We start from the raw sequence: 13,242 nt of genomic DNA on the forward strand, positions 1-13,242 counted from the left end.
TTGCGAGGGGGGAGCGAAAGAAAAGTCTTTTTTATAGGGGTAAAAACAAGGAGAAACCCGTGTTTAACCTTGTTTTTAGTACAAGAAGATTATTCTGCGATAACAGTCACTGCGGATGAAGTTGAGTCACTCGGCGAGACTATTGTTGCGGCATAGCGTTTATTTACAGCAGTAATGTGCGCTTTAAATGCGAACAAATCGTCACCGCTAAGTTGAATATTACTAGGCTGCTTCATCTTTAGAGGGTTAATCACACGGCCATTTTTATGTACTTCGTAATGTAAATGACGTGCTGTGGATAATCCGGTATTGCCTAAATAACCAATTGTTTGACCTTGGCTTACTCGACTTCCTTGCTTTATGCCTTTGGCAAATCCTTTTAAGTGCGCATACAAGGTGCGATAGCCATTACCATGATCAATCACAACACGGTTACCAAAACTTTTGCTATAGCTTGCTTTAATTACCTTTCCTTTACCTGCAGCCATAATGGGAGTGCCAATAGGTGCACTAAAATCGATACCTTTATGTTGGCGTGTATAGCCTAAAACGGGGTGCTTACGTTTACCAAAATACGAGGATAATCGGGCACCATTGAGCGGCGTTTTCATCAAAAAGTTTTGGGCTAGTTTGCCGTCTTCAAAATAAAAGGCGTTTTGGTATTGATATAAGTTGTATTGCTTGCCTTGATTTTTAAAGCCGATGGCGACAAGCGTTTGAGGTGATGAAAACTGCTTAAATAAATGCATATCGTGTTTAACTTCTGATATGGTGAAATTAAGCGTGATCTCATCACCTTGTCTTACCTCCCTTTGAAAATCAATAAAGTGTGACATCGCTAGAATGGCACTATTGATCACATTATGTGGAACATCAGCGTTAGTTGCTGCTTGATAAAGACTTTGATTAATGGAAAACGAACGGCTGACTTCTTGGCTAGAAAGAGGCGTTTCCATTTCAGCAATTTGCCATTTATGATTCTCTAATCTTGCTTCGATGATTTTGGCATAATCGCTCGCAAAGCGAATTGTTTTGCTTTCTTTTGTCTCAATAACATCAAATTGAGTATTGATTCTAATTTTTGTGAAATCAAAATGAGGCTTAACTGATTTTGCTAAATTAACAATATTAGCCATGCTAAAACCCGCTGACGTTAAAACTGAGGTTAGGGTTTCGCCTTGATTTAATGTATAAGTGTTGCGTAATGGTTCTGTGGATATTGACTCTTTTTCGCTCACATCTTGCAGTACATGCTTACTTTGAATTTCAGTAGTATCTGCCTGTTTTACCAATGGCGTATTAGAGTTTTGTTCGTCACTGGCACAACCACTTAACATCAAAATAATCAGGAAAATATATATATACGGCATATTATTTCTCTTTTAAGTAGTTAAGCGGGTCGAGTGCTTGTCCTAAATGCGCAAGCTCAAAATGAAGATGTGTGCCAGTTACTTTGCCTGTGTCTCCCATTTTACCAATAATGTCACCTTGATTGACCCATTGCCCTTTAATGACATTAATTTCATCTAAGTGAGCATAGAGTGTTTGCCAACCATTGGCGTGCTGGATCACAATCACATTGCCATAAGCATTCGACATTGAGACGGCATCGGCAACAATCACTTTACCTGTTTTGGCTGCTAAAATTTCACTGCCTTTGGCGTCAACTAAATCGATTCCGCGATGCGGACGCAAATTCCGCACTTTAGCAATGTGGCCGTAATGTGAGCTGATATTTATGTTGCCCACAGGAAAGCGCCATTCTTCTTGAGTGTACTGTAACTGTGCAAATACTGTTTTGGTAAAGAGTAGAATGCTTGCAATAAAGACAAAGGCTAAAACAGCTTTGCCCACTAATATAGGTGGTTCTTTTATAATAATATCAAAGCGCTGTTTATAATCATTTAAGTTTAGAGCTTGCCCATTAAATGGCGTTGCGAACGGGTTTGATATTGTTTGATGAGATAGCTTTATGCTTAATAAAAGCGTGCTAGCATAGTCTTCTTTTGAAATATGATGTTGCGTTATCGTTTGCAAATCGCAGCGCTGCTCCATGGCGTTAATATACAAGTGGTTGAGCAGTTTTAACGCTGGATTAAACCAGCATATTTCAATAACTACTAGCCATAGCCATGCACGAAGGTGATCACGATTAGCAATATGGGTTAATTCATGAGCGAGAATAATATCTTGCTGTGCTTTACTAAGATGTAAAAAATATTGTGGTAAAACAAGTGTTGGTTTGATGATACCCATAACAAATGGTGATTGGTTTATTGGCATAACAACGCAAGGTATTTTTATCTGTGTGAAGGGCACCGCGTTAGCAATAAGTTGTTTTGCTTGAAAATAACGTTTGAAAACCCGATACAAACGAAACACTGAGATTACAGCCAAGATAGTCAGTAAGAATGTTTCAAGTGGTAAAGTGCTGTGTTCATGTGTTTGTTTTACTACATCGTGAACAAGTGTTAGCTGCTGTTGCGCTTTGTCATTTATCCACATGAAATTAGTTTTACCTACCTCTATCCATTCGATGTTTGGCAGAAAAATGCCAAGAGAAAGAACAAAAGCTGCGAAGCACATATTGGGTGAAATTCGCTCTTTAATCGAGATATGTCTTAGTGCAAAGGCAACAAGATAGGTGACTACTACCCACCCAAGTAAAGTAATTAACAACATCATTTTTGATTTTTTTGTAAGTTATTTAGGTGAGCTTCAAGCTCGTTCAATTCATTCTGCTCAAATAACTGACTGCTTGAGAACATTGCAACAGGTAAAGCACCATCTATTTCTAAGACACGTTCTGAAAAGTCTTTAACAAAGGCAGCCATTGTCGGCACTTTATCTAGTAATGCGGTATAGATTTTTTTGTTGGCCAGTGTTTCAACACTTAAATAAGCTTTTTGTGCCATGCGTTCTAGCGTTTTGCGTGTTGAGGAATAACTCCAACCGTAGAGTGTTTCCATACGTTGATGGATCTCTTTGCCTGTGAGGGGTTGTTGTTGCCAAAGGCACTTTAAAATTTCAAGTTCTGGTGCGGTGAGTTGCAAAACAATTTCCTTGAACAAATACATTCTTGTGTGACAAGTGTCGCAATCTATCACTTGTGCAACTGTGACACAAGTCGCAGTATGAGTTTTTTTAAAATTGCATTTTATAAACAGTTAGGTTACCTAACCTAAAAACGTGGTTAGAAAAGCTAATAGTTAGCTCTATTGGTAATTTTGGTATTAGCTAAATATTTTAAAAGTTAAAAATATCAATAGGTTAAATTTTGGTATGTTGATTGGCTCTGATTACGAGATGCAGCGTGCATTCTTATCACTGCCATATAACAAAATGAATGAAGCGCAAACGGTGCTTCCGCTAGAAATTGCAGGGGCAGAAATTGGTTCTGATTATGAACTAGCTAAAGTGCTTGTTTATGTCTGTGAGCAAAGCCCTTATAAAGCAAGTTTAGTAAAAAGCGTGAAACACGCTATGGCGAGCATTAGCAGCGAAAGTGATAAATTTAAGGTGTACGGGGTGCTTTAACTTAAAAAGCTAACCTTTATTTAAAACGCCAGTTAATAAACTGGTTTATTTGTACTTGAGTATAGATAATGCCAGTTTAACTATTTGAAAGATGCCATTTTGCGAGCAGTGCATTGTAGTGGCCAGAGTGTTTTATGGATTTAATTGCGGAGCTAATCGCATTTTTGGTCTCTTTAGGCAGCGCTTTATTTGCAACAATATGAAGTTCGCTTGGAAAGTCAGCTAAACGTAATTTTTTTTCTATTTTAGTTGGGTCAAGTCCAATACTTTTTAACTCTTCTTCAAGATGTAATGTATTGGTAAGCACCAAATCTGTTCGGTCTTTGTAGAGCATTTTCATTAAACTGGCAGGTTCAGGGGCTAATACCAAGTCTTTTTCAAGGGTAAATCCAGCGTTTTCCAAATAACGTTGGCTAAAGTAACCTCTTACAGTGCTTACTCTTAAGCCACGGGCACTTTGTAAATCGGTTAGTTGAAATTGTCTTTCGTTTTTTCCCACTAAATACGCATGTGCAGTGTAAACCTCCCCTAAAAAGTCATAATTTTTTGCACGGCTAGGCGTTTTAAGTAATGACATCATTAAGGTATTTGCATCGGTTTGTAGCTCTCTAAATGCGCGTGCTTGCGGCATAATTTCAATGCTGCCATCACAACTGCATTCATTTAAAATGGCATTAACTACATCAACTAAAAATCCGTCAGATTGACCTTTTTGATTAATAAAATGAAGAGGATATAGATCTTCAGCGGTAAAACGTAGCGTATTTGCCGACTTTGCATGACCTGCAAAGAGAAGAGATAAAATGATAAGGCAAATAAAGAAAACGTTTTTCATAAAGCGTACACGCTAAAACAACATACCGTTAACATTGCCTAAATTATAAAAGATTTTCCAGCCGTCTAGCATGATATGCCTGAAATAACTCAGGCATATTTTATGTACGCTTACACAAATTAATCTTCAGGGCCTTTCAGGGTAAATTGAAGATGCTTACGCATATCTTTAAGTACCACCCCTTTTTTCACTAGCGCTGCACTTAAGCGTTTTTGCCATTTAAGTAAATCTGGCTCTGCAGCACTAAGGTGTTTTTCATCTTCAAATTGGAAGCAAAGTAATAGAGAGCCTGGGAATAAGTGATACTCCACATCAAACCAACATTGCACCATGCCAGGAATTTCAGCGCGTGCTTGCTCTTCTAACTTATCGGCAATTTCGAGTACTAAGGCTTGTTGTTTTTGTTGAACCTTGGAAAGTTTTTTCATGGTGTGTTCCAAAAAGGAGCTAAAACATTTAAAGCGCTAATTATACCTTTGCTATCAGTTTGCAAACAAGAAAGTTAGCTAAATCATGCTGTTTTAAAGTTGGTTTTAAAATGGGCTTTAATGCTTTTATCCGTCACCAAAAAGATATTTAAAAAATGCATATTGTTTAGGCGTGTTGAACACTTGTAATAACCTTTTCTGTTAACTCATAATAAATTGAAAGCAAAGGATTTGTTTTGTATCTGGTAGGTGAGTTTAACGCCCTGAATTATTTGTTGTAAAAGGTCAAAAATAATCGCCAAACTGCATTAATATTTACTTGCTAGAATTTAAAAAGCGGCAGATACTTGCGCTAAATACATGCTGGTATTAATTGCCTGTGTGTGTTTTTGAAATTTAAATAACGGTGCTTTTTCAATAACTTAATTTATTGCTAATGCGCTATTTTATACGTGTCATTTTAGAGTGAACATTAATGAACACATTGACCAATGAGTTTATCGATTTATTAAAAGAAATTATTCGCCACCCAAGTGTGGTGGGAGCCGAGCATTCCTTTTTTCGCGTACTACAACGTGAGCTTGAAGAGCGTGGCGCCACGGTAACTTGGTATGAAGGTTTATTGGTTGCACAAGGTAAAAAACCGTTCAGTAGCATGTTTTCGGCACACATTGATCGTCACGGTTTAGTGTGTACAGGTCCTAATGAGTTTCAGTATGCAGCATTTATTTCTGCAAACCGTACAGACTTACTGAATAACTCGGTGTCGGAAGAGTTAATGACCAAAATCACTGAACGCTTTAAAGCGACGCCTGTGTATGCGTATGAGCCATGGTCGGGTGCGTATCGTGGACAGGGTCTGATCAAAAGTTCTTATGTTTGCGAATACCGTAATAACCTGATATTTGAAATTGATGGCTTAGAAAGTGCTGTTGCAGGCACGCCAGTTGCTTTTAAAGATAAATTACGTATTGAAAATGAACGCTTAATTGGTCAGCTTGATAATGTACTTTCCGCCGCGGCACTAGTGCATTTATTTAGTTTAGGTTTTGAAGGCACCGTATTTTTCACCGCACAAGAAGAAGCAGGTAAAAGTTGGCGTTATTTACTTGAATGGTTCCGTCGTTTTGGCGGCTCAACTAACCGTTTATTTGTAGTGGATACCAGCCCGTTTCCTGATGAAGACGCTGCAAATGAACAGCTATTAGTATTACGAAAAAAAGACGCCAACGCAGCATTCAATGAAGAGGCAACACAATTAGTTGAAGCAATTTGTAAAGAGCAAAAATTTAGCTACAGCTACAAAGACGAATACATGGAAAAAATTAACCAAGCGTTAGTTGAGCGCGGTGAGGCCCCTCGCTCAATCGGTAGTACCGAGCTTGGCCGCATTATCGCAAGTTCAAACGGGCTAGTTGATGGTACAACAATTCAAGTGCCTACAACGGGCTATCACACAATGGAAGAGTCAGGTTCGCTCGCCTCAGTTGAAGCATTTTTGAAAATGCTGTTGGCAATTTCTAAAAAAGCATAATTAAAAAAGGGTTAGTTTAAAACTAACCCTTTTGTTCACATCCACTTTTGACTCTCAAACTTTTAAATTCATGGCGAAGTGCATTACCCCATGAATAAAAAGCCAACAAATGCGATTGCCGCTGCAAGCAGTGCGTAAGGTAATTGGGTTACAGCATGGCTGACTAAGTTACAGTCAGAGCCTTGTGCTGCAAGCACTGTGGAATCTGAATAAAAGCAGGCTTGGCTACCAAAAGATGACGCTGACAGTAGCGCACCAATCACCAGTGGAATATTTGCATCAACCGCAACCGCAAGTGGCATTACAATTGGGATTGTTACTGCAAAAATGCCCCAGCTTGACCCCGTAGCAAACGCTAAAATAGCCATTGATAAAAACACCATCGCAGGTAGCAACTGCGCTGTCATATAAGGGCTTAATGTATTAATGACATATTGCGGCAGTAATAACTTATCGCACACGTCTTTAAAAATAAATGCAGCGATAACCGTACCAATGGCAGGTAACATGCATTTAAAGCCATCTATCATCTGCTCAAACATATCGGCCAATGGCATTAAACGCTGCGCCATATAAAATGGAATGGTCACTGCTAAGGTGGCAAGTAATCCTTTCCACACATCAATATCAAAATACACGGTGAAGCCAACGAGTAGGGCAATGGGCACTAAAAAGTTATAGAGCTTGCCACTGTTATCTGCGTTTTCAAATTCTTGCTCGATTGCTTTTGATGCGTATTCATCAGGTGTTTGTACTTCGCTTAAATCTACTTGCTCAAGAGCAGGCTTACCCGCTTTAGCAGCCAGCTCTGCTTTTTTCATTGGGCCAAACAGCGGGATCACACCAAAAATGACAAGCGGTACCATTAAAACGGCAACCCAGGCATATAGCATGTATGGAATGGCTTCAATGTATACGCTTATTCCTTGCCCTTCCCCGGCAACACCGTTATCGACCAACAAGCCACCAAAAAATACCGCCCAAGTAGACAGAGGGACTAAAACACAAATAGGTGCGGCAGTTGAATCAACCACATATGCCAGCATTTCTCTAGAGATTTTAAACTTGTCGGTAACGCGGCGCATGGTTTCACCAACGGTCAGGGCATTGAGGTAATCATCAATAAAAATCATAACCCCAAGGAAGTAGGTCATAAGCAGCGATGATTTAGGTCCTTTTGCAAGTTTTAGTGCACTGCGACCAAAGGCAAGGGCACCTCCGGTGCGAACAAGCAGGGCAATTAATGCGCCAAAGCTACCGCACACTAAAATAAGCCAACCTATGGTTTCGTCAGCCATCACTTTTAAAGAAGCTTCGGCGAAATTACCTAAAATGGTGGTGTAGTCAACTAATGCCAAGCCAACAAGCGCACCTATTACAAGTGCAAGAATAGGGCGGCGAAGAATAACAGCAAGGGTTAAAACAACAATCGGTGGAATTAAACTAATAACACTAGGCTCGTTCACTCAAATAGTCCCAATATTATGGTTACCTTTTTCAAGGCGAAGATCGCAACTAAGGTGTGCGGGTATCTGCTTAATATTGGGTTGACCAGTGCTTAGTATGGCCCTTCTTGAAACATCTCGGCGAAAATAAACAGGATTAGGATCTGCGTCAATTTAAAATTTTTGTCATACCAAGAAATAGTTTTAATGGGTAAATTAATTCATTAATTATCAAGTGTTTAAAGGTGGTTTCTTGTGGGGCTTTTCGAACAAACTTAAATTAATTACCAACAAAACAGGCTGATACATGATGATAGCAACTTGGTTTTTTGATTTATCTAATAGACTTCGATGATGTAAGTAATAGGCGGAAACTTATTCAAAATAACCTGTTTGGTATGCTTGAAGTACCTTTTGTTGAATTTCAGCTTCTGTAATTCCGAGCTTATTTACCTTACTAAAGCCAAAAAACGTTTCTTTGTTTCTCATTTCTTCTAAAGCGATAGGCGAGACTTTGAGATTGGCTTCTTGAATTTCCTTTGAGAAGGTTTCTATCATTGCGGGGCTTACCATTATGAGATCGATGCGATTCTTTTTTAATAAGGTGAAGCCAATTCTTACATTTTGGATCTCTATTTTCTGTAACGATTCATCATGATCAAATCTTGTGAAATAACGGACACCCCGTGAAACGCCAATAACTTTATTTTTAAAATCATAATATGACGATATTTGTATTCCATCTTTAGAGATAACTCGTAATGAATCTGCAGCTTTAAATGGCGTAAAAAAAGCGAAGCTTTTTCTTTCAGGTAAAGGCGTTAGTGCAGCAATAACGTCAACATCGCCATTTTCTAAAAGCGCTACACACCTAGCAAAATTCGGGGATTGAACAAATTTAAGATTAAGTTCTAATAGTGAAGCTAGTTTATGAAGCGCTGCAATATGAATACCTGTAGGCGTGTCACCAAGTATTTGATAGGGAGGATGATCATCAATACACGCTGTAATATCTTTGCTTTTTGCATTGGCTGTCACTGATAAACCCAATGCACATAAGAGAAACGCATATTTAATTATGTAACTGTTAACACTCATAATTTTCATCTAATTCACACAACACATCATTTATTTGTTGAAAAAAATAATGCACATTATTTCAATAATTGCTTATTCCTGAATGATTTATTGCACCTAAAAGTGTCACTTAAGAAGCCATAAATCATTTTTCGACAAAACGGAAGATTGGTTATTATACGTTCATTTTATGAGGAGTTTAACGATTTTATAACAATATTACGAAATCAGTTTTTTGCTAAGATGAGTTCCGTTACTTCTTTTTTCGAGAATTTACGAAGTGTCATCAACAATTTACCAGCGTTTATATCATCAATACTATCGAGGTTGGTAGGAAGTATATTCAAAACTTGAAATGATTCATCCGCCAGCGAGTATGCCCAGAGCTCAAGATTATCGTTTACACCATACAGAACGTTATTTTTTACAATAAACCCAAAGCGGTCGCTGCCTTGACTATTTAAAGTAGGGATTGTTATATATTCGGTACTTGTAGATAGCCAAAAACGCTCCATTTTATCAAGATAAATAGTTTGCCCTTGCTTTGTTAATGCGGCCCATAAAGCAGCTTCTTCACTTATTATTTCAAACGAATTAGCGTCGAGATTAAGCATAGCTAACTTAATACTGCCTTTAATTCGAATATTTGCTAAAGCCAAATTCGTATCGCTATTCCAACCAAATAAACGTTGCACTGGGTGACTGAAATTAATCTTGGTATGAACACCTTCTATCGACAGCAGAGTGAGTTCGTCGTTAGCATTTACTAAAAGCTTGTTGCCATCATTAGCCCATTTTAGACCATAAATATAGGTATCCATTGGAAATTGACTGAGTTGATGATTGCTGTTTTGGTTATTTAACCAGATTTGGTCATCTCCTGAGCGTTCTGATTTGTAGGCGATAAGAGTGCCATTTGGCTGAAATAGCCCACTGTCCTCGGCTAAGGTTGTTTTACTAATTACTTCGTCTGTTTCTGCCTGCAGGTTTTTTACTACAATGTCGCTGTCGTAATAACCTTTAATCATTAATATACGGTCACCATTAGGGTTAAATGTTGGAAAACCCATAGGTTCATCAAGAGGAATATTAATTTTGGCAACGTTGCCATCATATGAAAGCGTATAAAACTGTCTGCCAGTACTGAATACAAGTTGTTCTTTGTACGGCGAAAATCGCGGGTAGATAAGGCGATATTTGGCAATCGATGTTGGTTTGATAATGCGGTTACTAGAGAGTAGTGCACCATCTTTTGATAATAGGTCAATGTAATCATGACCGTCGGCATGAATGGTGGTAACTGCAAAAAGTCCAAGTGCTTCTGAATAATCGTAATAGACGATATTGCCATCGGACACCTCGTAAAGCAGCTCGCTTTTATCTTCAGCGACTGAATATTTTATTAATTGCCAGCGATTTTGTTTTTTCTGCATCAGTGCAATATGAGAATTGCCAAGCCACTTAGGCGTACGAATTTCAGTATTCTTACACTGGATTAACTCTGTGGGAGTTTGAGGTGATTTTAACGCAGCGTCAAAATCGATGGTTAATAACCGATAGCACTTCTTTTGTGTAATTGGTTGGCTACAGTCAACCGATTGAACGAATGAAAGCGTTTTCCCATCTTCAGAAAAACTTTGACTACCGTATAAATCTAAGTTTTGCGTAAGCTGAAATTCTTGTTGGTTCTCAATGTCTTTTGCCCAAATATTATTGACACATTTTTCGTCTGAAAACCGATGAAACACAATATATTTGCCATCTGGAGAATAAATGCCTGAACTTTCTTTATGTTCTGTCGCTGTCAATGCTCGCATTTGCTCAACAACCAAGGGGGATTGAGCTGTGTTTGTCATCTCTCGATAGGTAATAAAACCGATAGTTAACATCAGCACACTGGTTAACAGCGCAACTAACCAAGGTGAAAATGTATTGTGTGAATTAGTATTTTCAGCAGTAACAGAGCTCGTTAATGTTTCGTTTTGTTCCAACGGCTCGCTCTGTAAATACTCGCTTTGTGAGGATGAATGTTTGTTTTCATTATTTAAACTGGTTGATTCACTTTCAGCTTGAGGTTCCGTTTTAGTAATCTGATTTTGCCATTGCACTGAACACTCTAGGCTATAGCCTTTCTTGGCATGGGTTTTTATAAATTGCTGGCCTTTACCATCATCACCGAGAGCTTTTCGCAATTGCGCGATACTGCGTTGAAGTGTATTTGGCGAAACAACGCTGTTTGGCCACACCGTTTCAAGTAACGTATCTTGACTGACAACCTGACCTTGTTGCTCTGCTAAGCAGGTTAATACTGCAAGTGCTTTTGGTGCAAGCGTAATGGTTTGGCCGTTATGGGTAATTTGATTCCTTGGTAAGTCGATAAAAAAACCACCAATCCAATATTGCTCAGCCATTCACCCTCTAAATACTCGGTTTGCTTTCTCTCGGATGAAAGAAAATCAGATTAAGCATACCTCTGATTTTTTCCTGAAACAACATTACTCACCAGATAAAAAGTCAGTAAATTCAAGCGTCAGCGAAACGTCAGGTAAAAATCATTTTAACGTCATGTTTTTTATTTTCAGACAGTTATTGTTAGGACAAAAGACAAGAAGTATCTACAAAGGATTTACTTATGAAACCGAAAATATTGACGATTTTCTTATTAACCCCCCTGTTAATTTGGCAATTATGTATGGCTGCATTTGCCGCGGATTTACAACCATTAAAGTACCCAAATGTATCGGTAGCTGCCATAAAAGACAAAGCAATGGATAGGCAATATGAGTTATATATCAAACTACCCGAAAGTTACGAGGCTAACCCAACACAACAATATCCGGTTATTTATTTCACTGATGGGCTATGGAATTTAGAGGGATTATCAGCTGCCACAAATTACATATTACAAGACGTTATTTTGGTTGGTATTTCATGGCAAATCGATATTGATAGCGGATTAAAAGAAGATGTAGGTGAATATTACAGTCGCTTTCGAGATTATTCATTTAAACCATTAGAAGATGCAAAAAGACAAGAAAAATATCAATTAGGGCAAGCGAGTAAGCACCTTCACTTTATTACAACAGATGTCTTTAATTATGTAGAGCGCAATTATCGCTCAGACAGTAACAATCGCACTTATTTTGGTTTTTCAATGGGAGGGTTATTTGGAGCCTATGCGCTAATTACGAATCCTTCAGCATTTAATAATTATATTTTAGGTAGTCCAAGTATTTGGAAAGATGGCGCTGATTTGCTTGCACTTAGAGATGCTAAAAGTGAGCAAAAAATTGAACAAGTCAATGTGCTCATTTCAATCGGGGAATTAGAAAAAGAGTTAAAACCTCATTTAAAAGAGTTTATTCAAGCGATTAAGCGTTCAGATTATCCTCATATTAAACACCTCGAACACATTGAAATTGCCAATGCAGGACACAGTGATTCATCCCCAATGCTGAGCGTTAGAAGCATTAATTGGTTGGCAAGTTTACAACAAAAGGAAGGTAAATAATGAATAAGCATCGTATAACAAAAATAGTATTAGCTTCGGCTTTGATTGTAAGTGCTTACTCGCATAGTGAAACGAATTATCCTTCTTTTGATGGGCCTTTAATGGGGCAAAAAGCTCCTGGTAAAGTTGCTGAACCGTTTGCGCCAGGCATTATTTCAACAAGTGAGTGGGAAGTGGAAGGTGTTTTTGCACCAAGCTTAAATGAATTTTATTATTCGAAACAAATTGAAGATTTCATTACAGTTGTTGGCTTTCGCCAAGAAAATAATGTATGGAAACAATACACGCAATTTAAACGCCGCGGTGAAGTGACCTTTTCTCCTGATGGTAATCGCATGTATATGGCCAATGGTTACAAAGACAGAGAAGGAGATGGTTGGTCTGAAAGGAAAAGTTTAGGCCCAGAAATAGACCAAAAAGAGTGGGGCATAATGCGTTTATCAGCATCATCTAATGAAACTTATGTATTTGATGATTACAAAGGGGGTGATGTGATCCGTATCTCTCAAGTGATTGATGGAGTTCGTCAAACGCCCGTAAAAATGCCAAAACAGATTAACTCAGGTAAATGGACAGCACATCCATTCATTGCTCCTGATGAAAGTTACATTATTTGGGATAGTGAACGACCCGATGGTTTTGGTGATTCGGATTTGTATATTAGTTTTAAACAAAACGATGGTACTTGGGGTAAAGCGATTAATATGGGAGAAACAGTCAACTCAGACAAATGGGATGCTTATGCAACAGTCACATCGGACGGTAAATATCTCATGTTTAACCGTAGTATTAGTAAAGGCAACATCGATATTTATTGGGTTGATGCAAGCATTATTGACACATTACGAGCGAAACAATAGTCAAAAAGCGTGCGC

The 13,242-nt window shown here is 38.3% G+C and carries 12 protein-coding genes; 4 read left to right on the forward strand and 8 right to left on the reverse strand.

Translation table 11 applies throughout. From position 1 onward, the window contains the following. Window positions 1-89: 89 nt before the first annotated feature. From AAEU29_RS11325 to AAEU29_RS11335, 3 genes are read right to left on the reverse strand one after another with little or no spacing between them, the layout of a single operon-like run. Window positions 90-1,370: a M23 family metallopeptidase gene (locus tag AAEU29_RS11325; protein WP_421973439.1), complete on the reverse strand. Its 1,281-nt coding sequence runs from the start codon at window positions 1,368-1,370 to the stop codon at window positions 90-92. A 1-nt stretch (window position 1,371) separates the two neighbouring features. Next, complete coding sequence (locus AAEU29_RS11330; protein ID WP_421973440.1) at window positions 1,372-2,685, reverse strand: peptidoglycan DD-metalloendopeptidase family protein; 1,314 nt, start codon at window positions 2,683-2,685, stop codon at window positions 1,372-1,374. Further along, window positions 2,682-3,053, reverse strand: a complete 372-nt coding sequence (locus tag AAEU29_RS11335) for a BlaI/MecI/CopY family transcriptional regulator (protein ID WP_421973441.1) — start codon at window positions 3,051-3,053, stop codon at window positions 2,682-2,684. Before AAEU29_RS11335 ends, AAEU29_RS11330 begins: the two co-directional genes overlap by 4 nt. A 229-nt stretch (window positions 3,054-3,282) precedes the next feature. Between AAEU29_RS11335 and AAEU29_RS11340 the strand changes: the two genes are divergently transcribed. Next, window positions 3,283-3,537 carry a hypothetical protein gene (locus AAEU29_RS11340; protein WP_421973442.1) on the forward strand — a complete coding sequence of 85 codons (255 nt, stop codon included), beginning with the start codon at window positions 3,283-3,285 and terminating at the stop codon, window positions 3,535-3,537. 76 nt (window positions 3,538-3,613) lie between these two features. Here the strand turns inward: AAEU29_RS11340 and AAEU29_RS11345 are convergent, their stop codons facing one another. Together AAEU29_RS11345 and AAEU29_RS11350 are read right to left on the reverse strand one after the other, a co-directional pair. Beyond that, window positions 3,614-4,372: a substrate-binding periplasmic protein gene (locus tag AAEU29_RS11345; protein WP_421973443.1), complete on the reverse strand. Its 759-nt coding sequence runs from the start codon at window positions 4,370-4,372 to the stop codon at window positions 3,614-3,616. A gap of 119 nt (window positions 4,373-4,491) precedes the next feature. After that, window positions 4,492-4,800: a hypothetical protein gene (locus tag AAEU29_RS11350; RefSeq protein WP_421973444.1), complete on the reverse strand. Its 309-nt coding sequence runs from the start codon at window positions 4,798-4,800 to the stop codon at window positions 4,492-4,494. Window positions 4,801-5,275: 475 nt separating this feature from the next. Here AAEU29_RS11350 and AAEU29_RS11355 point away from each other — a divergent pair, with 475 nt between their 5' ends. Continuing rightward, window positions 5,276-6,334 carry a zinc-binding metallopeptidase family protein gene (locus tag AAEU29_RS11355; protein WP_274761261.1) on the forward strand — a complete coding sequence of 353 codons (1,059 nt, stop codon included), beginning with the start codon at window positions 5,276-5,278 and terminating at the stop codon, window positions 6,332-6,334. Between the two features lie 83 nt (window positions 6,335-6,417). Here the strand turns inward: AAEU29_RS11355 and AAEU29_RS11360 are convergent, their stop codons facing one another. From AAEU29_RS11360 to AAEU29_RS11370, 3 genes are all read right to left on the reverse strand, one after another. After that, a complete protein-coding gene (locus AAEU29_RS11360) occupies window positions 6,418-7,800 on the reverse strand; it encodes a Na+/H+ antiporter NhaC family protein (RefSeq protein ID WP_421973445.1) in 1,383 nt (460 codons plus the stop codon). Between the two features lie 354 nt (window positions 7,801-8,154). Continuing rightward, window positions 8,155-8,817, reverse strand: coding sequence for a substrate-binding periplasmic protein (locus AAEU29_RS11365; protein WP_421973446.1), 663 nt, complete (start codon window positions 8,815-8,817; stop codon window positions 8,155-8,157). Window positions 8,818-9,083: 266 nt separating this feature from the next. After that, window positions 9,084-11,267: a winged helix-turn-helix domain-containing protein gene (locus AAEU29_RS11370; RefSeq protein WP_421973447.1), complete on the reverse strand. Its 2,184-nt coding sequence runs from the start codon at window positions 11,265-11,267 to the stop codon at window positions 9,084-9,086. A 221-nt stretch (window positions 11,268-11,488) separates the two neighbouring features. Between AAEU29_RS11370 and AAEU29_RS11375 the strand changes: the two genes are divergently transcribed. Together AAEU29_RS11375 and AAEU29_RS11380 are read left to right on the forward strand one after the other, a co-directional pair. Then, a complete protein-coding gene (locus AAEU29_RS11375; protein WP_421973448.1) occupies window positions 11,489-12,367 on the forward strand; it encodes an alpha/beta hydrolase in 879 nt (292 codons plus the stop codon). Further along, complete coding sequence (locus AAEU29_RS11380) at window positions 12,367-13,227, forward strand: TolB-like translocation protein (RefSeq protein WP_421973449.1); 861 nt, start codon at window positions 12,367-12,369, stop codon at window positions 13,225-13,227. Before AAEU29_RS11375 ends, AAEU29_RS11380 begins: the two co-directional genes overlap by 1 nt. Window positions 13,228-13,242 lie beyond the last annotated feature (15 nt).

The organism is Pseudoalteromonas aquimarina, from assembly GCF_049257255.1.
Classification (GTDB): Bacteria; Pseudomonadota; Gammaproteobacteria; order Enterobacterales; family Alteromonadaceae; genus Pseudoalteromonas.